The sequence below is a fragment of the Novosphingobium huizhouense genome (assembly GCF_020179475.1).
GTDB lineage: Bacteria > Pseudomonadota > Alphaproteobacteria > Sphingomonadales > Sphingomonadaceae > Novosphingobium > Novosphingobium huizhouense.
The window spans coordinates 1,006,391-1,028,744 of the sequence record NZ_JAILXZ010000001.1 but is presented as its reverse complement, the minus strand read 5'-3'; the positions used below and the strand labels follow the sequence as shown (position 1 = coordinate 1,028,744).

Genomic DNA, 22,354 nt, shown 5'->3' with positions numbered 1-22,354 from the left:
GGAGATCAGGCGAGCGAGAGCAACCACTGCACGATGAAGCCGAACACCGTGTCGATGCCGAGGAACAGCACCGACAGGATCAGCATCATCACGCCCACGAAGATCGCGGTGGTGATCGTTTCCTGCCGCGTCGGCCAGACGACCTTGCGCGCTTCGGCACGGACCTGATTGATGAATTCGCCGGGGGTCGTCTTCGCCATCGCTTGTCCCGCCTCGCCTTCGCTTGCCTGAGATGAATGTCGCGCCTTCCGGCTAGGGGACATCGCCGCCCCGGACAGGTCCGGGAGGGGCTTGGCGATGTTCCGATGTCGGAAGGTGGCGGTCATTTAAGCGCAAGCGCCGGCAATGGCAAGGCTCCCCCGCCGCGCCCCGTCCATGCGCCCCGTCCACGCTCCCCGTCCGCGCGCGCCGGAGGGGCTGCTCGCGGCGCGGTTCAGATCACCACGAAGTCGGCGGCGGCCAGCGCGAGGTGCGGCGCCAGCCGGGCGAACTCGACCGCCGCGGTCGCGCCGCTGCCGTCGGCGTCGTACGACAGCGCGCCGGTCCCGGGATCGTAGACGATGCGGTCGCTCGCATCGTGCGCGCCCGCGCCGCTCCAGAACGCCTCTCGCGCGATTGCCCCGCCCGGCACGCCGTTCGCCGGGACGAGCGCGGCAAAGCGCAGGTGGTCGAGCACGATGGTGTCGTCGGCCGGGTTGAAATCGAGGATCTTGTCGACCGGCCCGGTCGAACCTGCGCCGAACACGAAGCGGTCGCGCCCCGCGCCCCCTTCCAGCGTGTCGGCGCCATGGCCGGCCTCGAGCCGGTCCGCGCCGCCGCCGCCCTTGATCGCGCTGCCGCCGTCGGCCGCGACGATCCGGTCGCCGCCGGCGCTCCCGGTGACCGAGACGAAGCCGGCGAAACCCGCCAGCGAAAGCTGCGCGCCGGGAGTCTCGAGCACGATCCAGCCGAGGTAGCCCGTGGCGTGGCCGAGATCGAGCGGGGTCTTGCCGACGATGGTGAGCTTGCCGACGTTGAACTCGTCGAACTGCCGCACTTGCGCCGCGGTCATCCGCAGCAGGGCATCGGGCGAGAGCACTTCCATCCCGGTGATCTTCACGCAGGTGAGGTCTACGGTGTTGGACGGCGAATTCAGCGCGGTCACGCCGAGCCGGTCGCGACCCGCGCCGCCCGAAACGACCTCGCCCTTCGCGGTGTCGCCCGCCAGCACGAGCCAGTCGTCGCCCGCGCCGCCATAGAGCCGGTCGAGCCCGGTCCCGCTGGTCAGCTTGTCGTCGCCACCGCTGCCCGAAAGGGTGTCGTTGCCGTCGTCGCCGGAGAGGTCGTCCGCTCCCGCGCCGCCGACGATGACGTCGTTGCCTCCTCTGCCGTAAACCCAGCTTCCGAACTGGCCGACCGTGATCCGGTCGGCGGCGCTGCTTCCTCCCACGCTGATCTTTCTGTCCGCGTCGGACCAGTCCACCGTCGCGCCATCGAGCAAGGCGACCCCGCTCAAGCCGCCACCGGGACGAATCGATCCTTGGCCATAGACCTGTACCGAAACATCACCAGAAATGGCGATGGTATTGAACTGCTCCACACTGCAGATCAACCTGCAGCCATATCCTCCACCCTGTATAGCTTCGATGTTGACGAAGGAATACTTGCGCAGGTCATACAACGTGCGCTCCGAGAGTTTGATCGTGTCGAAGCCGTCCCCGCCATCGCAGGCGGAACTATACATATCCATGAAGTAGTCGTTGCCCGAAGTCCCGAGCGTGACCCCGTAGCTGTCAGCAGCAAATGTGTAGACCGACCCGTCGCTCAGCGTCACCGCGGCTCCGACGACCCCGGTCACGGTGATGGGACCGGAGTGGCTTCCGCTCACGAGATGCGCTCCGGGAGCCGCCAGTTGGATGCCGTAAGCAACGACATCGACCTGCCCCAGATCGACCTCCCCCGCGCCGACGATCTCCAGCGTGCCGACGTGGATCGAGCGCAGCGCCGAGGCCTGCGCCGCGGTCATCCGCACCGTGCCGCCCGCCTCGACCGCTTCGAGGCCGGTCAGGTCGAGCCCCGAAAGGTCGGCGGTGGCATAGCCGTCGATGCGCAGCGTGTCGGTGCCGGCGCCCCCGTCGATCACGCCGCCGCCGACGAGCTCCGCGGCCGAAGCGACGAAGGTGTCGTCGCCATCGTAGCCGTACAGGCGGTCGGCCCCGCCGCCGCCGCGCAACCAGTTGTCGAGCGCGTTGCCGCTGATCGTGTTGGCCAGCGCATTGCCCACCCCGGCGCGCGCGGGCGCCAGCAGGACGAGGTTCTCGACATTGTCGGGCAAGGTGAAATCGACGCTGGCGCGCACCGTGTCGATCCCGCCGTCGGGCTGCTCGACGATCGAGACGCCGGCCTCGGCCACGTCGAAGACGTCGTCGCCAGAACCTCCGAACACGCTGCTCGCTGCCATGGCACACCCCTTCGGTCGCGCCGGGGCAGCGGCAGTCGCCGGCACGGCCATGCGCGTATTCCTAAGGAGTAATACTACCAAAATGGATGTATTGCAGTAAGCAAATGGAGCGCCGAAGTCCTTTTTCAGGACTCGCGGGTCGATCTGCAGTAACGTTACGGATGCGTGACCAGTCTGCGGCCTCAGCTCGTCGATCGCGCGGCCCCGGACATGCGGGGCGCCTTCACACGGAATCGGCGTCCGCCGCCGTCGCGATCGCAGGCGACGGCGCAAGGATTCGCGCAAGGTACGTCAGGATGTCGGAATGGCCTGCTGCGGCAGCGCCGGGGGCATAAGGCAGGCGGACCGGCGCTACGGGCCGACGGGTCAGCCGGGGTTGGCCGCCTCGGGATCGGTGGCGGCGCCACGCTCTTGGCGGCAAGTGGCAGGAGTGGAGGGACTCGAACCCCCGGCCCTCGGTTTTGGAGACCGATGCTCTACCAACTGAGCTACACTCCTGTGCCGGAGAAGCGCCCTTAGTGGCTTGACGCAGGCGATGCAACCGGCCGACAACGATAAATGTCAGATATGGCCCGCGAGGACCCGATCATCCCGCCCGAGCTGCTGCTCAGGGCCTATCGCGCCGGCATCTTCCCGATGTCGGACAGCCGCGACGATCCCGAGATCTATTGGGTCGAGCCGCGCCAGCGCGCGATCCTGCCGCTTACCGGTTTCCACCTGTCGAAGTCGCTTGCCCGCACGCTGCGCCGCGGGCGCTTCACCGTCACCTGCAACGCCGCCTTCGACGCGGTGATCGATGCCTGCGCCGCGCCGCGCGAAGGGGCCGAGGACAGCTGGATCAGCCGCCGCATCCGCGACAGCTACCGCGAGCTGCACCGGCTCGGCCACGCCCACTCGATCGAGAGCTGGACCACCGACGCCGAGGGGCGCCAGCACCTTGCCGGCGGGCTCTACGGGGTCGGTTTCGGCCGGGTGTTCTGCGGCGAAAGCATGTTCAGCCGCGTCGCCGACGGCTCGAAGGTGGCGCTCGCCTGGCTGGTCGCGGCGATGCGGCGCTCAGGGATGGAGCTGCTCGACTGCCAGTTCTCGACCGCCCACCTGATGTCGCTCGGCGCGGTCGAGATCCCGCAGTCGCAGTACCTCGTCCTGCTCGCCCAGGCGCTGGGACGCCCTTATGCCGGCGGCGCTTCCTCGGCCGGGGCATCCTCGTCGGGGGCCGGCGCGGCAGGGGCGGCGGGCTTTGCCGACGGCGCGCTGGTGCCCGAAGGCTTTGCCGCGTTGCTAGACGACGCGCTCGCCGCCGGGCTGTCCTCCTCGCCGGGGAACTTCATCGCGCAATCCTTGACCCAGACGTCGTAGACCGGGTGCTGGACGACGTTGAGCGAGGGCGAATTGCGGAACAGCCAGCCGGAGAACACTTTCTTCCAGCCGAGCTTTTCCTGCGTCGTCGCGCGCTCCTCGACATAGAGCTGGACGAACGCGCCGGTCTCGGGCGGGTCCTCCCACGGCGCGGTCTTCTCGCAGGTGGCAAGGCGGACGATGGCGTTGCCGATGCGCCGCGATTCGCCGGTGCGCAGGACCAGGTCCTGGGTGATGTTGTTGCGCTTGTTGAGGAAGCCGAGCGTCGCCACGCGGTCCTTGACCGGAGTGCCGTATTCGCTTTCGACCACGCCGCTGGCGGCCGCGACCGGCCCGGCGGTCTGCGTCGCCTCGGGCGGCGGGGCGGCCTCTTCCTGGGGCTTGCAGCCGGTCACCACCGCCGCGCCGAGCAGCAGCACGAAGGCCGGCTTGGCGGCGCGAATCATCAGGCTTCTGGAGACGCTTCTGGAGACCAGGCTTCGTAGTCGCCGGTGGCCGCCGCGCGCTTGCCGCCGCGCTCGAGCGCGCCCTGCGGGCGATAGGCGGCCGAGGTGCCGGTGGCGTTGGGGGTATAGTCGACTTCCCAGATCCGCGGCGGCGGCAGGTTGCTTTCGGGCACGCCGTCGAAGCTGCCGTGGAGCCAGCCGTGCCATTCGGCGGGCACGCGGCTGGCGTCGTTGGGACCGTTGTAGATCACCCAGCGGCGCTCGCGCCCGGCGAAGGGATGGCCCTTGGGATAGGGCTTCTTCGCGCGGTAGTAGCGGTTGCCCTGCGCATCGGTGCCGACCTGCTCGCCGTTGCGCGCGCTGTCGAGCATGGTGCCGAAGGTGGCGCCGTCCCACCAGGTGAAGATCTTGCCGAGGATGCTCATGTCGGCAGCGCTTAGCCGCGAACGGGGGGTTTCGGCAAGCGCGCGATGCGCCCTATGCCGCCCTTAACCCGCCCCGCGCCGGCCTCACCACTCGACCAGCGTGCCCGGCACGATGCCGTACTTGGCGGCAAGGCCCGCGTTGAGTTCGAGCACCGCCGCCGCCGGCCCCGCCGAGGGCAACGGCGTCAGGTCGTAGGGCACCGCGTTGGCCGCGACGTTGAGCACGCGATGGTCCGCGCCGATGAAGATGATGTCGAGCGGCAGGATCGTGTTCTTCATCCAGAACGCGGTGCGCTGCGGCGGATCGAACGGAAAGATCATGCCGCGCCGCTCGTCCATCTCGGTGCGGTTCATCAGACCCTTGGCCTGCTCGGCGGGAGTGGAGGCGACTTCGACGGTGAAGCTCTGGGCCTGCGGCGCGGTGGCGACCGTCAGCGTGATCAGCCGCAGGTGCGACTTGGCGTCGAACTGCGGCGCAGCCGGAGCCGCAGCCGCCGCCGAAGCCGGAGCCGCCGCCGGAGCCGCCGCCGGCTTCGCCGCGCGCTGCCGCGCATCGGCCGGCGAACATGCCACCAGCCCCGCTGTCACCGCCAGTGCAACAACCCTAGTCCACTTCGTCATCGACCCAACTTTCCGCTTCCTCGATGCTCGCTGCATCGACCATGGCCCGCGCGCTGGCAAGAGGGTGCCCGGCGCGCAGCATCGCCGCCACCTGCTTTTCGCGCGTGGCAGGATCATGACGCCCGGTGTGCCCCGCCTCACCTGTACCGCGCCCGAACGGACCGAAGCGCCGCTTGCGCGCCATCGTCAGCGCCGCCTGCCGCCGCTCGCGGTCCGAGCCGAGCCCGTCGGCGCGCAGGTCCTCGCCGATCCCGGCCTGCCCCAGCGCCTGCCCGATCCGCCGCGCGCCATAGCCGCGACGCAGCAGGCCCTGCCCCTTGGCGCGCGCGAACACGGCATCGTCGACATAGCCCGCGGCGACCATCCGCGCGACCACCGCCGGAACGTCCGCAGCCGCCTCGCCTTCCCAGCCGCGCTCGCGCAGCTTGCGGCGCAGGTAGTCGGCGAGCTTGCCCGCGCTCGTGGCGAAGCGCGCGACATAGGCCAGCGCCAGCTCGTCGAGCCGCGCCGCATCGAGCGGGCGCGGGGGCCGGGGGCCTCGTTCGGGGCGGCTGGCGTCATGCACGCCTTATTCGTGCCACAGTCCGCGCTAAATGAGAAACATTGCCTGCCCGTGCCGCGGGACCGGTCCGCCGCAGGCAAGACAGTCATGGACCATTCACCTGCGAACGCAGAGAGGGTTCGCAAGGTAACGACAAAGAATTCGGGGTATCGCATGACCGTTCAGGACACCGTCGCCGCAAAGGCGGCCCTTGTTCCGACTCCCAACGACGATGCGCAGCCGCGTCGTTACGCCGATTTCGACACCTTTTGCGACGCGCTCGACTATGCCGCGCAAGGGGAGCGTGGGTTCAACTTCCACGATCCGCGGGGCCAACTTGCCCGCGTCTATCCGTTCAGCGAGCTGCGCGCCGATGCGCTGGTCGCCGCGCGCCGTCTCGTTGCGCATGGCGTGCAGCCGGGCGACCGCGTCGCGCTGATCGCCGAGACCGGCCCCGAATTCGCCGCGCTGTTCTGCGGCGCGATGTACGCCGGCGCCTGGCCGGTGCCGCTGCCGCTGCCGACCAGCTTCGGCGGCAAGGAGAACTACATCGACCAGCTCGCGGTCCAGCTCGGCAGCTCGGACCCCCGGATGCTGGTCTATCCGGGCGAGATCGCCGAGATGTGCGCCGCCGCCGCCGCGCGCCAGGGCTGCCCCGGCCTGTCGTGGGCCGAATTCGATGCCGTCGCCCCCGCCGACGCGCCGCTGCCCGCGCCCGATCCCGAAGCGATCAGCTACCTCCAGTATTCCAGCGGCTCGACCCGCTTCCCCCACGGCGTCGCGGTCACCCACCGCGCGCTGCTCGCCAACCTCGCCGGCCATTCGCACGGCATGGAAATCGGCGACGGCGACCGCTGCGTCAGCTGGCTGCCGTGGTACCACGACATGGGCCTCGTCGGCTGCTTCCTCTCGCCGATCGCCAACCAGGTCTCGGTCGACTACCTCAAGACCGAGGACTTCGCCCGCCGTCCGCTTGCCTGGCTCGACCTGATCAGCCGCAACCAGGGCACCACGCTGTCCTATTCGCCCACCTTCGGCTACGACATCTGCGCGCGCCGCATCTCGAGCCAGACCAACGTCGCCGAACGCTTCGACCTGTCGCGCTGGCGCGTGGCGGGCAACGGCGCCGACATGATCCGCCCCGACGTGATGCAGAACTTCGTCAACGCCTTTGCCGGCGCCGGCTTCAAGGCGAGCGCCTTCCTGCCGAGCTACGGACTTGCCGAAGCGACGCTCGCCGTCACGATCATGCCGCCGGGCGAAGGCATCCGCGTCGAACTGGTCGAGGAAGAACGCCTGTCGGGAACCCCGCGCGACCTCTCGCGCCCCGCGCGCTATCGCGCCATCGTCAACTGCGGCCTGCCGGTGCGCGGCATGGAAGTCGAAGTGCGCGGCGAGGACGGGCATCCGCTCGGCCACCACCACATCGGCAAGGTGTGGTGCCGCGGCAGCTCGGTGATGCACTCCTACTTCCGCGATCCGGAAGCGACCGAGGCCTGCATGGTCGGCGGCTGGCTCGACACCGGCGACATGGGCTACGTCAACGAGGCGGGCTACCTGTTCATCGTCGGCCGCGCCAAGGACATGATCATCATCAACGGCAAGAACCACTGGCCGCAGGACATCGAGTGGGCGGTGGAACAGCTGCCCGGCTTCCACCAGGGCGACATCGCCGCCTTCTCGGTCGAGACCGAGAACGGCGAGGAAGCGCCCGCCGTGCTGGTCCACTGCCGCGTTTCCGATCCCGAAGAGCGGGTGCGCCTGCGTAACGAGATCCGCGAGAAGGTCCGCTCGATCACCGGCATGAACTGCGTCGTCGAACTCGTGCCGCCGCGCACGCTGCCGCGCACCAGCTCGGGCAAGCTGAGCCGCGCCAAGGCGAAGAAGCTTTACCTCGCGGGCGAGATCGAACCCTACCGGCTGGCGGCGTAACAGGCTCTTACCGGACGGCTTCCCTTCACCCGTCACCCCGGACTTGATCCGGGGTCCCGCTTCCTTGCCCGGCTAGAACGGCACTTCCGCCCCGTCCCAGGCGAACAGCTTGCCGCTGTCCGCGGCGCTCAGGCCGTCGAGCACGGCGAGCAGGCGCTCTGCGGAAAAGGCGGGGGCGAACAGCTTCTCGGGGGTCACGCCCTTCTGGAAAGGCGCGGACAGGCCGGTGTCGACCGTTCCGGGGTGGAGCGCCACGACCACCGCCTCGCGGTGCGTCCGCCCCAGCTCGACCGCGAAGTTGCGCACCAGCATGTTGAGCGCGGCCTTGCTCGCGCGGTAGCCGTGCCAGCCGCCCAGGCGATTGTCCGCAATCGAGCCGACGCGCGCCGAAAGCGCCGCGAAGACCGCGCGCCGGTCGCGCGGCAGCAGCGGCAACACGTGCTTGGCGACGATCGCCGGGCCGATCGCGTTGACCGCGAAGCTTTCGGCGAGCCGCGCCGGATCGAGCGCGCGGTACGACTTTTCCGGGCCGCTGCCGTCGTCCAGCGTCAGCCGCCCCGTCGCCACGATCGCGAGGTCGAGCGGCGCGGCCATGCCGGCGCAGGCGGCGGCGATGCTGGCCTCGTCGGCGAGATCGAAGGCGAAGCCGCGCACCTTGCCCGCATCGTCCTGCCCCTTGCGCGACCCGGCCCAGACTTCGGCAACCTCGTCGCGCGCGGCGAGCGCGGCGACCAGCGCCTGTCCGATCCCGCCGCTCGCGCCGAACACGGCGCAGCGCAGGCTCATCGCTTCCACGCGTCGCGGTCGGCGGCGATCCGGCCCACCGCGGCGAGCACGGCTTCGTCCTGCGCGCGGATCTCCTGCGGCGCGCCGGCCGGCTCGTAGAACGCCGCAACCAGCAGCGGGGCGCGCCCGCCCGGCGGAAACAGGATGGCGATGTCGTTGATCTTGCTCTCCATTCCCGGCGCCATGCCGGTGCCTGTCTTGTCGCCGCTGCGCCAGTCGCGCGGCACGCCGGCGCGAATGCGCCGCAGGCCGGTGGTGGTCTCTGCCATCCAGCGCAGCAACATGTCCCGCGAGGCGGGGGCGAGCACGTTGCCCGCAAGGACCTGGGCGAGGCTGGTGGCGATGGCGCGGGCCGAGGTGGTGTCGCGCACCTCGCCCGGCGGCACGTTATTGACCGCGCCTTCGTAGCGGTCGAGCCGGCTGACCGTGTCGCCCAGCGCGCGCCAGAACGCGGTCACCGCCGCGGGGCCGCCAAGGCGCTGCATCACCAGGTTGGCGGCCAGGTTGTCGCTGGTCGCTTGCGCCGCCTGCGCCAGCGCGACCACCGTCATCCCCTGCGGCCCGCTCGCCGCGCCCGTCACCGGCGAGTTGGGCAGGACATCGAGCAGCGACCAGACGAGCCGCTCGTCGGCGGGCAGGCGCCCGGCATCGACCTCGCGCAGCACCAGCGCGGCAAGGCTCAGCTTGAAGGTCGAGCACATCCCGAAGCGCTCGTCCTCGCGCCAGCCGAAGCCCAGCCCGCTGCCGGTATCGAGGACATAGGCGCCAAGCCGCCCGCCCGCGGCGCGCTCGAGCCGCCCGAGCATTTCCACCCCGCGGAACGGCCGCGCGCCCTTCGCCTTCGCGGTCCGCGCAGCGGCAGGGACGGCGGCCTGTCCGGCGGCAAGGGCAGCAACGGCAACGAGGCCGGAGGCGAAACGGCGACGGTCGAGCATCGCGCCAAGCTATTCCTCCGCAGGCGCCGAGGGAAGAAGAAAGCCGGGGAATCCCGCTCCCGCAAGGCAGGGTCCGGGGCCCAAGCAGAGCCGGAACAGAGGTTCTCGCACTGAAGCGCAGAGTTCACCCTAGACGCGGAGACCCTCATCCTCCCCTGCAAGGGGAGGGGGACCACCCGCAGGGTGGTGGATGTAGCGCGGCGCGACCTTTTTGAGTGATTGACAGGACCTTTTGTAGCACTCAGTCGCCATGTCCAGGCGCGAGCGCGTCGCCCCCTTTGGTGATCCGAACGCCATTAATCTCGTCGACCGGCACCCAAATTCGCTGCTGGTTATCACTCTGCGGGACGATGCAGGCCACCCCGCTATGGCCCACGTCAATGACACGTTCGACCCAAAGCCAGCCTGTGGCCTTCGTCGAAATCTCTACCGCGAAGCGATCCTTTTCGATTGCCTCGATTGCAGCCTGCAACACTCGGAACGATCCATTCGCCATACTACCTCCTCCTCAGTCCGGACCCGAGATTATCACCTCGCGTGCCGGCGTCATCCCACCCCCGACACCGTAGTTGAGGGAAACTTCCTCGATCGAGAACTGGGCGAACAGCTCACGCACTTCAGGCCGATCGTTGAGCGACAGGATGAAGCGCCCCTTGAGCGCTCCTAAGAGGTCTCTCAGACGGGCAAAATCAGCCTCTGAGAAGATGTCCCGGCCATAGTCGTCAGTGCAGCCCCAGTAGGGCGGATCGAGGTAGAAAAGCGTGCCAGGGCGGCTGTCATAGCGGCGGATGCAGTCCTCGTACGGCAGGTGCTCGATGATCACCCCGGATAGCCGTTCATGCACGGATTCTAGGACCGGAATCAGCTTGGTCAGATCCCATCGGCCGGGCTGGTCGTAGGAGACGCCGAAGACCTGCCCGGTGACCTTTCCGCCGAACGTGGTGCGCTGCAGGTAAAGGAAGCGCGCCGCCCGCTCGAGGTCTGTCAGCGTGCTCGAATCCGTCTTGAGCAGGCGCTCGAAATCAGCCCGGCTGCACACTTGCCATTTCAGCGTGTCGAGCAGCTGCTGGTAGTGGCGCTGGAGCAGCCGAAACAGGTTCACGATCTCGCCGTTGATGTCGTTGATCACTTCCAGCTTCGGCCGAAGCTTGCGGCGGAAGAACACGCCGCCCATGCCGGTGAAGGGCTCGACGTAGCGCACATGGGGAATGGCGGCTATGCGCTGCCCGATCCGCTCGGCCAGTGCCCGCTTGCCGCCTTGCCACGGCGCTGGTGGCTTGGCCGGCTTGACGGGCTGGAGCGCCTCGAACTCTCTCAATCCTTCCTTCATAAATCAGCACCTATCGTCGCCCCGCCGTCACGGCCGGGGGAGCTGGAAGGCTGTTCGCGACAGCCCAAGGTGCGAGTGCCTGCTCGCGGTTCGAGGCGCTGCAATCGCCTCTGCCGCCCCCGTCAGGGGCGATAAGACTTCATCCGGATTCGCCGGGCTTGAACATGATCACCAGGCTAGGTTCGATCAGGGTATCTCGCACCACTCGGTCGGGTGCTGCCACAGGCCGTAAAAGCCGCCGTCATACTCGGCGAAGCGCCAAGCTTCGGTGCCGTCCTCCTGCAGCTCGAACTTGGCCACCACACAGGGCGGATAGAACTGCGCGACGCCGGCAAGGTGGGGATTGGACTGGACCGTGTAGGCGTCGTGCAGGTGTCCAGGATAATCGCCGCCGTCCCATCCATAGCCGGGCTTCCCACCCCTGATCAGCACGAAGCGATCTCGCGGTGCCCTCTCGATTGGTTGCCAGGTCATATCAAACCCCCACGTTGACTGCGGTCAGTTCGCACATCGGCGCGCAGTGGAACATCTGCCAGCTCGTGCCGCTGATCGTGATGCGGTCTGGCGTGCTGTCGCGCAGCGTGCAGGACGCGCCGCTGTCGATGTTTCGCCCGGCGCCGAGGTAGTCGAGCGCGAAGCGGGCCTTAACCGGGCCTGCCAGATTGGCCGAGCAAGTGATCACGACGGTATCCTTGTCGATCGAGAGCCCGGTAATCGTCGCCGTTCCGCTCGCATCGACAACCCTGATGCCCTGGGTTGTTGTCGCTCCCAACGCGGTGCTGTCGAACACCAGGGGCAGCGTCGGCACCTCGAACCGCACGCGAACGATGTTGCCTTCGTACTCCGCCGAGATCGGCTTGAGCGATTGCGGCTTCTTGCCGGCGAGGATCGCAGCTGCAGCCCGGCCCTCATACGCACCGTGCAGCTTCACCCCATCGCGGGACAGATGCACCTGATCCGCAGCGTGCGGATAGCGGTACATTGGGCCGACCAGGTGATAGCGCGGATTGGGTTGCGCGGCCGTCGGCTGCGCGGCTTCAAATTGCGCAAGAACAGGGCCGCTGCCGCCATCGCCAGTGCGCCGCAGATAGGCCACCGGCTGCGAAATCAGCACGATCAGGTCATCGGTGTTGCCGGTAACGCCACGGATCGTCGATCGCGCCGAAACGCGCCAGTTCTCGAGGTGGTTCGCATAGGTGGCCTTGGCCATGCCGTTCAGCTGGTCGGTCTCACCCTGGGTGAGGAAGACAAGCGGAACCGAAAACGACTTGCCGGCTGCCGTCGCCGCGTTCTTCAGCGTTGTGGCCTGCGTTCCAAGGCTTGTAACCGAGGCCGATCCGGCGCCCATGGTGGTGCCCGCCGCAGGGTCGATCGACGCTCCGTTGACGCCTGCCGTGTAGGACGAAAGCCACTGCGAGGCCGGGTCGGTCAACCAGCCCTGGCGCAGCCCGGTAACGGTCGCGAAGTTGGCCGCCGTCACCCAGTTCTTTTCAGTCGTGACGCTGACCAGGCCGGTAAATCCGCCCGATCCGTTGGACATCACGTTGCTGTAAAGCTGCGTCGTGGTGATCGGTGCGCTGGTCTCACCGGCTGCGAAGAACGGCACCGAATTGCTCTGCCCGGTCGCTGGCATCGCCATCACTTGCGCGCTGGTGATCGTAATGCCCAGCGCGTCGAACGATCGCGCGGTGATGCCAGGAGTTGCACTGGCGTTTTCGAGCGTGCTGACACGCGCGGCTAGTGCCGTGTTCAGGCTTTCGACAAAATCCAGCTTGGCCATGAGGCCCGTCTGGATGGTGTACTGCATCGCGAACGTGACGCTGGCTGTCGAGCTGGTCCGCGCAGTGTTGGAGAAATTCGGACCGCCAAGGATGTAGTCGAAGCCGACACCGCCGCCCGTCTGCCACTGCAGCGTGCCTGCAGGCGCATAGAGCGCGAGATATTGCCCCGCCGCGATCTCGATGTTGAGGCCGCTGTACGAGTTGGATCCGACGACGGTCGCGCCGGGCAGGGTCGTGGCCGAAACCGTCGTCCAGTTATTGCCCGATTTGGTGGCAACGACGGCGGTTACCTGGCTGCCGGCCACTGCAGCCGGGAAGGTGATGTTGGTGACGAGCCCCGTTTTGGTGACGGCCGACAGCGGGAAGATCGTCAGGGCGGCGCCACCCTGCGTCGCGTTGGCAGCGGTTGATCCGAAGGTGATTTGCGAGCCGACAATGAGGTCGAGCAGCACCGCGTCGCCTGCGTCCATCTGCGCTTTCAACCCAGCGACGAGCGGGCTGATAGTGTACCCGAGGCGCGGCGCGTTGGTCGCCTGGAATGAGGGCGCAAAGCCTATCCCCACCGTGCCGGGCGTACCGCTGCGGAACCAGACGCCGCCGCCTTGTCCGCTCGCCGTGCCATAGCGAACAGTGGCCGTGGTATAGACTGCCACGAACTGCCCGCGCCGGATCGGCATGATCAAGTCCGTGAAGTCGTTGGCGCCCGCCGCGAAGTTCCGCAGGTTTGGCTCGATGTAGCGCGGGACCAGGTTGGCGCCCACGCGCTCGAGGACGGCAAAGTACCCCGTGCCCGAATTGGCCGTGTGCGTGGATGCCGCAGTGACCACGCCGTCGAAGGTGGCGGGCTGGCGACTGACGAGGGTGAGCGAACCTGCGCCATAGCTGGCCGAGCCGTCCGACGCGGGGATGATGCCGACCGACGCGGTCGCCGTCCCCAGCGCGAAGGTTGAAGCAGTGCGCGCGGCAATGTCCTTGATCTCGTCGCCGCGCTGCCCGGTCGAAACCTCCCAATAGAGCCGCATCCGGGAATTGCTGACAATGGTTCGAGCCGAAGACCCGCTCGACAGATTATCGGGCGGCACTGTGCCCGCGACCGTCCAGGTATTCCGGCCCGATGCTGTGGCGATGGAAATCACCCCCTGCTCGGTCACAAAGCCGGGATAATGGTTGGCGGCAACGTCCGGCGTGAAGCTCGGAAAGCTGACTACCGTGCCACCCACCGCCGCGCGTGGCACGCCGATCTGTTCCAGCTTGATCGTGTTGTCGCCGTTGAGTGAGCACGTGAAGGGTGTGATCCAGCCATCGGCGCCTGCATAGACCCACAGCTGCAGTACGCCCGCCGCACCGAACGCGGTCGCGTCGATCAGCGTACCCGTGCCGTTGCTGGTGCCTGCGGTCGGCGGATTGGCCGTGCCCGAATTGGTGACGGTCCCCAACAACGTACCCGACTTGGTGCTGTCCAGGTCGTCGACGCGCACCCACCCTGTCGGCGCCGAGGCAGAATACTGGAATACGCCGCTGTTCGCTGTCTGCCCTCCGCTTGCACCGAAATCACCCGACAGCGACGCGTGCGTCCCTGTATCGGCCGCCGACACTTGCGCGCGATCGCCGGCCACCATTCCGGTTGCCGCAGCCAGCGCCGACCAGCTCTGTTGCATGACGGCGTTCTGCGCCCGCGCCCGGTGCCCGGAAGCCGCCGTCACAAACGGCTGCGCCAGACCGCTGATGATCGTGTGGAAGGCCGAAGTCAGCGTCCAGGAGCCGGCGCCGGATGCGCCGCTCTTGGTGTACAGGTCATTGTTGGCGTCCGTGCTGTCGCCATAGACCAGCGCCACGCTGCCGGCTGCCCAGGCAAGATCGGCATTCAGCGCGGCGCGCGTGGCATAAGTCACGTCGACCATCGCCCCCAGGCTCACCTGCGCGATCGCATTTTCGATGATCGGGCCGATCGCCCGCGCCTCTGCCTTGTCGACGTCCTGGATGCCGCTCGAGGCGATACCGTCGGTGACATAATCACGGAACGCCCGGTTGATCTGGTCTACGATGCTACCCATGCTGCCCTCGCTCAGGTGACGGTCGCGGTCACCGGCCCGGCAAGCGCGCCAGCGCCTCCCGAGCTGGTGAAGGCGCGCGCCCAGTAATACTTGGTGCCGGCGCTAAGGCCGGTGTCGGAGATGGTTTTGACCTCGCCCAGGGCGCCGACGATATCCCCGCCGACTTGGGTGGCGGATCCGAACGAGCTGCTCGTCCCGCGATATAGCCGCGCATAGGCCAGGCTGCTTTCAACCGGCATGCGGAAGGTGATGCTGGCCGATCCGGCCGCGCCCGTCGCCGCGAGCGAGGCCGGCGCCGATGGCGTGTTCGAGGCGACCGGCGTGATGGTAACCGAGCTGCTCCAGGCGCTCGCTCGATAGCTCAGCGTCACAGCCCGGATCTGCACCTCGTACTGCGTCGAGGTATCGACAGGCCCGCTGCGCGCAGTCAGCGCGTCGTTGTCGACCGTCATCATCACCCAGTCGCCGCCTGCCGTCGGCCGGTAGCGCACCTCGTAGGCCAGGTCCGCGCGATCGGGCGACCAGGTGGCCGCGATCGCCACCCCGCCGCCACTGCTCAGCGCGATCTGCACGGCGCTCAGCGCAAGGCCTGTCGGCACGGCGATAACCACGGGCGCGCTCGTGGTGTCGGGCGCGATCGGCGGCGTGCCTTCCTCGGCCGAGGCGTCGAACGCCCAGTCCTCCGGTCGCACTTCGATCAGCCCGGCCTGGATCGTCGTGCGGGTGCGGCCGATGTTGATCTTGACCCCGCTGTCGATCGCGAAGGTCGCATCGATCGGGAACTGCTCTGAAACGATCCGGACGAAGCGCCGGCCGAGCAGGTTGAGCCCGAACAGGTTCAGCGACAGGTCCAGGTGCCACCGGTCGCCCAGGCGCGCTGCCATCAATTTGCCCACCCGCTGCGCCTGGTTATGGTGCGGCGCATAGTAGAGCTGGATTGCCTGGGGATCCGTGTTCGGATCCTCGTCGGCGCCTGGCACGTCGATGCCGGCGCTCTCCTGCTCGCGATACCCGATCGCCGCTTCGGTATAGAGCATCTTGAGCGTGCTCACCCGCTGCTGCGCCTTCGGCCCCAGCGACGCGCCCAGCGCCAGGATATGATCGTCCGTGATGGTCAGCGTCGGCGCTTCGTAGGCGCCCACCAGCAGGTTGAACTTGAAGTCCGGCCCCTGCCAGCAGAAACCGTCGCAGGCCTTCAGCATGTCGGCCAGCACCTGGCGGCGCTCATCCTTCGAAAGCTGGTAGCTCGCCCATAGCCGCCAGCGCTTGATCGTCGCGGCCGTGACGGTCGTTACCGTCTGGTCGCAGATGTCCGCCTGGGCCGCGATGTTGGCCCAGTTCACATTCTCGTAGCCGAGCCCGTAGCCGTCCTCGTGCGCCGCATAGTCGCCGATCACCAGCGCCGCGTTGTCGTTCCAGGCCCAGGTGCTCCGATCGTTCAACCGCTGCGGCCCGCTGCCGCCTGCCGTCGAATCAAGCCGTGGATCGTAGACTTTCACGCCCTTGCGGATCGAGGTGTAGACAGGCTCGCGGCCGTTGAAGACTTCGCTGAAATACTTCTGCTTGACCGGGTCGCAGATGATCGCGGCATGCGTGCAGCCGCGCTGGCGATGGTTGCTTGTCCACTGCGAGAACTTGGCCGTCAGTTGCGATATCGCCGTCTGGGACGCGGTGCCCAGGCGCGTGTAGATATGGATCGCGCCGCGATAGCTCGCCTCGGTAACAGTGCCGCTGCCGTCCAGCGTTACCTTCCGGTCGTTGATCCGATGCTCCAGGATCTCGGTTTCTTCGCCGGTCCCCTGCGTCACGACGATGCCCAGCGTGCCGTTGCTGCTTTCCTCGAACGTCAGCACCCCGCCCGTATGGACGATGCCGTAGTTGCGACGGCGGCTCTCGACCGAACCGCGGGCGGTCAGCTGGCCGTCGCTCGGCTTGGGCCGCGCCGGCCCGAAGACCGAAGTCACCAGCGCGCTGAGGCCGGTGGTGATCGCGGTCAGGACCAGCCAGCCCACGATCTGGCCGACCGTTGTCGCGGCAAAGGCCACGCCGCCGATGAAGGCTGCTATTGCCTGGGGCACTGGCTGCCTCCTGCCACCACGCGCCAGGCGATTTCGGGCTCGCACCGTGCGGTCAGGACTTCATGGTCGCCGCGCGCGGCCCACAGCTCACCGATGCACAGGCACATGGTCAGGCCTACGTCGGGCAGGCGGACCAGGCCCACGTCGCCGCGTTCGGGATTGACCGTGGTCGGGCAGCCGAGCCGCGCCATGACCATGCTGCAATAGGCCTCGAAACCGCCCCAGCGCTGCAGGATGCGCTGCGCGCCCAGCGCGGTGCGATAGCGCGGCCTGACCTGCAGTTGCCGGCCGGTCACGAACTCCACATGGTCCAGCACCGACAGGAAGCAGTCGGTGCTGCCCCACTTGAACGGCAGCCGCGCCCACACTTCCAGCGTTGACGCGACTGCGTCCTGGCCGGGTCTCAATAGTCCGGCCATGTCACCACCTTGTTGACCAGCGAAGAGACGAACTCGAACCCCTTGTCGCCGGGGAAGCGCCGCTGCTGGTCGGCGTCCGTGTACATCGACCAGCGCGGTCGGCTGCGCAGCGAAAACAGGCTCTCGGCCTTCACCGTCACGGATCGCTCACCGTTCTCTGCAAACTGGAACTCGGGTTTCAGGCAGCGCGCGGCGGTGATCGGATAAGGCAGGTCGAGCGGGCGCTGGTTGTCCGGATCGTCGGGATCATCCACGCCGAAGAACTGCAGCAGCACATAGACGAGGCGGCCCTTTACCTCGGCCTCGAACTCATCCTTGGCGAGCCGCATGATCTGCGCGTCGATGCCCGACAGGGTAAAGCTCATTTCCGGCGCATCGCCGTTGACGGCCTGCTCAACCCCGCTCACCGCGCCGAATTGGCCAAGCCCGCTCCAGACCTGCCCGTCGTTGGTGGTCAGCTTGCCGTTGCCGCCGATCCACAGCCGCACCGGCTCTGTCGTGAAGTCGAACTTCACCAGGAAGCAGCACTGCACCACCTTGCCCGCAAGGTCGGCCGCGATCGTGTCAGGAAAGAGGCTCAACGAAGTCCTCCTGAAACGTGATCGACGGCGCGCCGTGGCGCAGGTTCTTCAGCATCAGGGCGCCGCCGTCGTCGCTGGTCAGCCGCCCGATCATCGTCGGCTTCAGCTTGAGCGGCGCATCGGCATAGGCAGTCCGCAAAGTCGGCGAGCAGCGGATCCGCGCCACGGTGCCCGTCCAGACCACGCTGCTGGCAATGTACGGGTGTTCGCCAATGCCGAAATACAGGCCGCCCTCAAGCAGCTGCCCATGGTCGCCGAAATCGACTTCGATCCAGCGCTGGCCCTGCGCTCCGGTCACCGTGACGTCGGCAAGGTCCGACGTCGAAAAGGACGCCCCGTCCGAAAACAGCGCACCGTCGCTGAAACCCGAAAGCCCGGCCGCGATCGCTGCCTCGCTGGCGCGATACCAAAGGTCGAACAGCGGCAGCCGGGCGCAGTGCGCGCGGCCTTCCAGCAGCGCCAGCATCGCGCGCCAGGCCAGCACATCCCGGCCGAACAGCTCGTCGAATTCCATCGTCACCGTGAACGGCGGCCGGATCACCGGCTGCGCCTGGGTGAACTGGGTCAGGCTTTCGGTAAGCCCCTGCGTCGCGCGCGGCGGCAGCACCTGGATGTTGCGCGGCACCAGCGTGGCGGGCCAGTCGAAAATGCTCATTGCTGCCCGCGCCTCGCCAGATGTTCCTGCACCCGATCGCCGACGCCGGCATCGTAGGCGGTAAGGCCGGCCGCGACGCCCTGGCGCACCATGGCCTCGATCTCGGCGTTGCCGCGCGCGCCCGAAACCGTCACGTGCAGCGCGCCCGGTCGCTGGCCGCCCATCTCGCGCAAGGCCGAATTGGGCATCACGCCCACGCCGCTGCCGGTTGCAAATACCGGCTCCGGCCCTTCTTCGCCGACGATGCCCCAGCTGCCGGTCGGGATCGTGCCGCCGTCGGCGAACAGGCCTGCGAAGGCCGGGTCGCTGATCGTGGCGCTGGCGCTGCTCACCAGCGACGCCTGCGGGCTCGCGCCGCCCAGGATCGAACCGATGCCCTTGACCAGCGATCCGAGCAGCCCGCCGCCGCCGCCGCTCGATCGCGCCGCTTGCAGCGCCTCGGCGATCGGCCGGATCAGCACGTCCTGGATGAACAAGTCGAGCAGGCCCTTTAGCAGCGGGTCCTTCACCCCCAGGCGGCTGCTGATCGCATCGGTGATCGCGTTGTGGACGTATTCCAGCTCCTCGACCACCAGCGCCTCGGCGCGGCGGCCATTGTTCAGCTTGTCGTCGCGCAAGCCGGCCACGTAGGCGGCAAGCGGCCCTTCGCTGCGCTGCTCGAGCCCGGTGCGCGCCGCCGCCTGCTGGCTCGCCAGCTCGGCACGGGCCTTTTCGGCATCGGCCACCTGGCCGCTCGCGATCTGCTGCTCGAGCAGGTTGGTCTGGATCTGCTGCTGCAAGGCCAGCGCCTCGGCTTCGAGCCGCGCGCGCTCGTCGGCGCTGCGGCTCACCTGCGCCCAGGCTTCCAGCGTCTGCGCCTGGCGCGCCAGCATGTCGTTGGCGAGGCGCGCCTCCTCGTCGCGCTGCTGCTTGCCGACCTGCTGGTTGAACAAGCCGCCTGCGAGATCGAGAACGCCGGGCTTGTCCGATTCCTTGCCGTAAAGCGCGTCGAGCCGTGCCTTCAGCGCGCGCTTTTGCGCTTCGCTATAATCCTTGTTCGCGTCGATCTCGGCCTCGCGCTGGGTGCGCTGTTCGCCGAGCATCTCGTAAGCGATATCGGCCCGCTCCTGGGTCGACGTTGCCAGGTCCAGCTTGGCCTGCAGCTCCTCAAGGTCGAGCGCCGCCATGTCCTGCTCGAACGCTGCCGCGATCTCGGCGGCACTCTTGCCGTTCTTCTTCTTCGGGCTGCCAGGCTGGCGCAGCGACGGATCGAGAACGCCATCCTTGAGCGACTGCTCGATCGCGTCGGCGATCTTCTGCTTCTCGGGATAGGACACCCCGTCGGCAACGGCCTTCAGGAACTCTTCCTTGGTGACCGCAAGACCACTGAAGTCGAGCCCTTCGGCACGCTTCGCTGCCTGCATGCCGTCGACGCGGCCGGCGCGCATGTCGGCCACCAGCTGGCGCACCGCGTTCTCGCGCTCGACCGAGGCACCGACCGGAATGCCGAGCGCGCCCAGCGCCTTCTGCCCCATCGACAGGCCGATTGTGCCGGTTCGGAAGTTACCCATGGCGCTCTCGTTGTTGGCCTTCTCGGCCGACGCCTGGGCGCGCAGGTTGATCGCCATGAGCTGCGCGTTGAGCCGCAGCATTTCGTTCTGCTGCTTCAGCTTGCCGGTGGTCAGATCGAACATCTTGCCCAGGACGCCTTGCGCGTCAGAAAGCCCGTCCGATGCCAGCTCGACCTTTTTCATCGCGTCGTCGGCCGAGAGCAGCTCGCCAACGAGCGGGCCAAGCACCATCACCGCCGTCGAGATCGCCAAGCCCCAAGGCCCGCCAAGAAAACGCGCGAACTTGCTGCCTTCGCCAGCCATCAGCTGGATGGCGCCGGTTACTTGCCCGATCTGGCTGGCGAAGATCTGCTGCGGCCGCATGCCGAGCGCGTACATCGTCGACATGTCGCCAAGCTGCTGCGTCAGCTGCATCAGCCCGGCTTTCTGCCCGGCCGATGCGCCCGTCGTCTGGCCCATGGCGTTGATCGTCTTGCGCAGCTCGGTCTGGGCGCGGCGGTGTTCTTCCTCGTACAGCGCCAGCGTCTGCTTGGCCTCGATCACCGTCCGGTTGTGCTCGTCCTGGGTGATCTTCGCCGCCCGCAGCGCGGCGGCCGAATTGTCGATCGCGACCTTTGCGTTGGTCTGCGCGATCGCCAGCGCATCGGTCGCGGCAGCCGCCACGGTGAACGCGCGCGTGCCCTGCTCACCGCTTGTCGCCGCCTGGCGCATCTTGTCGGCAAGGTTGAGCGAACTGCCCGAGGCGGCGTCCAGCGTCTTGCCGAGGCCCGTTGCCGCCGCCTTGGCCTTGTCCACGCCGGCATTGAAAGCGCCGTCATCGGTGCGCAGCATCAGCAGCGCTTCGCCCAGCACCTCAGCCATTGCTCAGCGCCTCCTGAGAAGGCTCTGACGGCGGGTCCACGAACTCCACGTGGATGCCCATCGCCGCGATCTGGTCGAACGTCGGCCGCTTTGGCTTGGCCTGCGCATCCTCGCGCTCACCGCGTTCGGCAGCGTGCAGCGCATCGATCATCGCCTTGCGGTCGGCTTGCTCATAGCCGCCGAAGGCGATGCCCTGGCCCCGGATGGCGTCCAGGTGCTCGCGGGCTTCGATGCGCGACATCATCGTCACGAAAGCGCGAACCAGCGCGCGAGGCGCTTCAGCCAGCCACCATTCGGGACGGCCGCCGTAGAACCGCTGGAGCCGGGGGACGAGCTCTCCCCAGTCAGCTGGTCGCCGATCGCGCCGTTCGTCCCCACCGCCTTCGCGATCGCTCCCGCCAGGCCGAGACGCTTGCCCAGCAGGAGCCCGGTAAAAACATCGACGATGGCTTGCTTGGCCGCGCCGCTCAGCCTGGCGAAGACTTCGGCCGGCACGCCGACCGCCACGCGCTTCGCAATGCGGTCGACCAGCTCCTCCAGCTCGGCCTCTTCCGCCTCGCTGGCGACGTCGCTTTCGGCAATGGCGTTGATGCGCCGGCCCCATACGCCGAAGCGGTGGCCGTCGATGATCGAAAGCTCGTCGGGCGACAGGATTTCATAGCGCTGATCGTCGATCGCGATCACCGGCCGGATGATCAGCGTGTCGAGATTGAGCAGCGGCGCGAAAGCGCTTTCGAGCGTGGTGGTTTCGGGAGTGTCCATGCCCGGCGATATGCCTGCGGCGTTGGCTGCCCCGCGCCCCGGAACAAGTTCCGGGCTGTACTGCGATCAGATCATGCGGGGGATGCAAAGCGGGACCTGGAACAGCTCCCGACTGCTCCAGGTCCCTTACGCCAGGCGGCGCCAATCCGCAACGCCGCCCGTCGAAGTCGTCGCGGGCTCAGCCCGTCAGAGCGCCACCGCGTGCTGGAACACCAGCTTGCCGAAGCGCAGGTCCGCGCTTGCTGCCGACAGGTCTTCCAGCGCGTCGAACATCAGCTCGACACCGGCCGGCACGCCCTTGCGGTGCACGATCGCCGGGCTGTTCGACATGAAGCAGCGCGGCACCTGGTACTGCGCGGTCATACCGTCGCCATAGGGCGAACTGCCCCGCGCCAGGAGCGCATATTCGGTCACGTCCACGCCGCGCGACAGGCCGATCGACTTGAAGCCTGCCGTGCCCACGCCGGCCGCCGTGGTGGTCAGCGTGTTGGCATTGAGTGCCACCTTCAGCTGCTCGAGCGTCAGATCCCAGATCGTCAGCTTGAACGACAGGTCCTCTTCGTTGCGGAACGCCTTCACCGCGCCGGTGGTGCCGCCCGGCCGCACCTTCTGGATCGTCTGGCTGTGCGTCGTGGTAACGCCGCCTTCGTCCTGGTTGCGCGTGCCACTGGTGCCGATCAGCGCCCAGCTGCCCGAAGGCGCCGCGCCGATCAGCGGGAAGGTGGTGCCCACAGGCGCGAGCCACAGCGAAAGCGGCTGCCCCACGATCTCAAACGGTTGTCCCATCGAAACTACTCC

The 22,354-nt window shown here is 67.8% G+C and carries 21 protein-coding genes, 1 tRNA gene and 1 pseudogene; 2 read left to right on the top strand and 21 right to left on the bottom strand.

Annotated features, from left to right (window positions below; translation table 11 throughout):
- Nucleotides 1–5: 5 nt before the first annotated feature.
- From secE to K3A85_RS05100, 3 genes are all read right to left on the bottom strand, one after another.
- Nucleotides 6–200: a preprotein translocase subunit SecE gene (secE, locus tag K3A85_RS05110; RefSeq protein ID WP_225205405.1), complete on the bottom strand. Its 195-nt coding sequence runs from the start codon at nucleotides 198–200 to the stop codon at nucleotides 6–8.
- Nucleotides 201–433: 233 nt separating this feature from the next.
- The gene (locus K3A85_RS05105) at nucleotides 434–2,440 is read right to left on the bottom strand and encodes a calcium-binding protein (protein WP_225205404.1); all 2,007 of its coding nucleotides are present in this window, start codon (nucleotides 2,438–2,440) and stop codon (nucleotides 434–436) included.
- 422 nt (nucleotides 2,441–2,862) lie between these two features.
- A tRNA-Trp gene (locus K3A85_RS05100) sits at nucleotides 2,863–2,938 on the bottom strand.
- Between the two features lie 69 nt (nucleotides 2,939–3,007).
- Between K3A85_RS05100 and aat the strand changes: the two genes are divergently transcribed.
- Entirely contained in the window at nucleotides 3,008–3,799 is a 792-nt protein-coding gene (gene aat / locus K3A85_RS05095; RefSeq protein WP_225206009.1) for a leucyl/phenylalanyl-tRNA--protein transferase, read from the top strand.
- A 35-nt stretch (nucleotides 3,800–3,834) separates the two neighbouring features.
- On the opposite strand, the pseudogene K3A85_RS05090 reads toward aat, so the two are convergent.
- From K3A85_RS05090 to K3A85_RS05075, 4 genes and pseudogenes are all read right to left on the bottom strand, one after another.
- A pseudogene (locus K3A85_RS05090) lies at nucleotides 3,835–4,245 on the bottom strand (DUF2155 domain-containing protein); the annotation flags it as partial.
- Nucleotides 4,245–4,670: an NADH:ubiquinone oxidoreductase subunit NDUFA12 gene (locus tag K3A85_RS05085; protein WP_225205403.1), complete on the bottom strand. Its 426-nt coding sequence runs from the start codon at nucleotides 4,668–4,670 to the stop codon at nucleotides 4,245–4,247. The gene K3A85_RS05085 and the pseudogene K3A85_RS05090, both read right to left, overlap by 1 nt.
- Nucleotides 4,671–4,754: 84 nt before the next feature.
- On the bottom strand, nucleotides 4,755–5,243 hold the full coding sequence (locus K3A85_RS05080; protein ID WP_225205402.1) for a DUF192 domain-containing protein: 489 nt from the start codon (nucleotides 5,241–5,243) through the stop codon (nucleotides 4,755–4,757).
- Between the two features lie 31 nt (nucleotides 5,244–5,274).
- Complete coding sequence (locus K3A85_RS05075) at nucleotides 5,275–5,856, bottom strand: regulatory protein RecX (protein ID WP_225205401.1); 582 nt, start codon at nucleotides 5,854–5,856, stop codon at nucleotides 5,275–5,277.
- A gap of 150 nt (nucleotides 5,857–6,006) precedes the next feature.
- Here K3A85_RS05075 and K3A85_RS05070 point away from each other — a divergent pair, with 150 nt between their 5' ends.
- On the top strand, nucleotides 6,007–7,764 hold the full coding sequence (locus K3A85_RS05070; protein ID WP_225205400.1) for a fatty acyl-AMP ligase: 1,758 nt from the start codon (nucleotides 6,007–6,009) through the stop codon (nucleotides 7,762–7,764).
- Between the two features lie 72 nt (nucleotides 7,765–7,836).
- Here the strand turns inward: K3A85_RS05070 and K3A85_RS05065 are convergent, their stop codons facing one another.
- The 14 genes from K3A85_RS05065 to K3A85_RS05000 all read right to left on the bottom strand — a co-directional run bounded on the left by K3A85_RS05065 (nucleotide 7,837) and on the right by K3A85_RS05000 (nucleotide 22,342).
- The gene (locus K3A85_RS05065) at nucleotides 7,837–8,550 is read right to left on the bottom strand and encodes an SDR family NAD(P)-dependent oxidoreductase (RefSeq protein ID WP_225206008.1); all 714 of its coding nucleotides are present in this window, start codon (nucleotides 8,548–8,550) and stop codon (nucleotides 7,837–7,839) included.
- Nucleotides 8,547–9,485, bottom strand: a complete 939-nt coding sequence (gene bla, locus K3A85_RS05060; protein WP_225205399.1) for a class A beta-lactamase — start codon at nucleotides 9,483–9,485, stop codon at nucleotides 8,547–8,549. Before bla ends, K3A85_RS05065 begins: the two co-directional genes overlap by 4 nt.
- Nucleotides 9,486–9,726: 241 nt before the next feature.
- A complete protein-coding gene (locus K3A85_RS05055; RefSeq protein WP_225205398.1) occupies nucleotides 9,727–9,981 on the bottom strand; it encodes a hypothetical protein in 255 nt (84 codons plus the stop codon).
- Between the two features lie 12 nt (nucleotides 9,982–9,993).
- Entirely contained in the window at nucleotides 9,994–10,815 is an 822-nt protein-coding gene (locus K3A85_RS05050) for a DNA adenine methylase (protein ID WP_225205397.1), read from the bottom strand.
- A 186-nt stretch (nucleotides 10,816–11,001) separates the two neighbouring features.
- The gene (locus tag K3A85_RS05045; RefSeq protein ID WP_225205396.1) at nucleotides 11,002–11,247 is read right to left on the bottom strand and encodes a hypothetical protein; all 246 of its coding nucleotides are present in this window, start codon (nucleotides 11,245–11,247) and stop codon (nucleotides 11,002–11,004) included.
- Between the two features lie 43 nt (nucleotides 11,248–11,290).
- A complete protein-coding gene (locus tag K3A85_RS05040; protein ID WP_225205395.1) occupies nucleotides 11,291–14,650 on the bottom strand; it encodes a hypothetical protein in 3,360 nt (1,119 codons plus the stop codon).
- A gap of 11 nt (nucleotides 14,651–14,661) precedes the next feature.
- Entirely contained in the window at nucleotides 14,662–16,728 is a 2,067-nt protein-coding gene (locus tag K3A85_RS05035; protein WP_225205394.1) for a phage tail protein, read from the bottom strand.
- The gene (locus K3A85_RS05030) at nucleotides 16,713–17,147 is read right to left on the bottom strand and encodes a DUF6950 family protein (RefSeq protein WP_225205393.1); all 435 of its coding nucleotides are present in this window, start codon (nucleotides 17,145–17,147) and stop codon (nucleotides 16,713–16,715) included. The genes K3A85_RS05035 and K3A85_RS05030 overlap by 16 nt, the downstream gene beginning before the upstream one ends.
- Nucleotides 17,132–17,728 carry a hypothetical protein gene (locus K3A85_RS05025; protein ID WP_225205392.1) on the bottom strand — a complete coding sequence of 199 codons (597 nt, stop codon included), beginning with the start codon at nucleotides 17,726–17,728 and terminating at the stop codon, nucleotides 17,132–17,134. Before K3A85_RS05025 ends, K3A85_RS05030 begins: the two co-directional genes overlap by 16 nt.
- Nucleotides 17,712–18,383 carry a hypothetical protein gene (locus tag K3A85_RS05020; RefSeq protein WP_225205391.1) on the bottom strand — a complete coding sequence of 224 codons (672 nt, stop codon included), beginning with the start codon at nucleotides 18,381–18,383 and terminating at the stop codon, nucleotides 17,712–17,714. The genes K3A85_RS05025 and K3A85_RS05020 overlap by 17 nt, the downstream gene beginning before the upstream one ends.
- A complete protein-coding gene (locus K3A85_RS05015) occupies nucleotides 18,380–20,794 on the bottom strand; it encodes a coiled-coil domain-containing protein (protein WP_225205390.1) in 2,415 nt (804 codons plus the stop codon). The genes K3A85_RS05020 and K3A85_RS05015 overlap by 4 nt, the downstream gene beginning before the upstream one ends.
- Nucleotides 20,787–21,044 carry a hypothetical protein gene (locus K3A85_RS05010; RefSeq protein ID WP_225205389.1) on the bottom strand — a complete coding sequence of 86 codons (258 nt, stop codon included), beginning with the start codon at nucleotides 21,042–21,044 and terminating at the stop codon, nucleotides 20,787–20,789. Before K3A85_RS05010 ends, K3A85_RS05015 begins: the two co-directional genes overlap by 8 nt.
- On the bottom strand, nucleotides 21,041–21,556 hold the full coding sequence (locus tag K3A85_RS05005; protein WP_225205388.1) for a hypothetical protein: 516 nt from the start codon (nucleotides 21,554–21,556) through the stop codon (nucleotides 21,041–21,043). The genes K3A85_RS05010 and K3A85_RS05005 overlap by 4 nt, the downstream gene beginning before the upstream one ends.
- A 186-nt stretch (nucleotides 21,557–21,742) precedes the next feature.
- Entirely contained in the window at nucleotides 21,743–22,342 is a 600-nt protein-coding gene (locus tag K3A85_RS05000) for a hypothetical protein (protein ID WP_225205387.1), read from the bottom strand.
- Nucleotides 22,343–22,354: the final 12 nt, after the last annotated feature.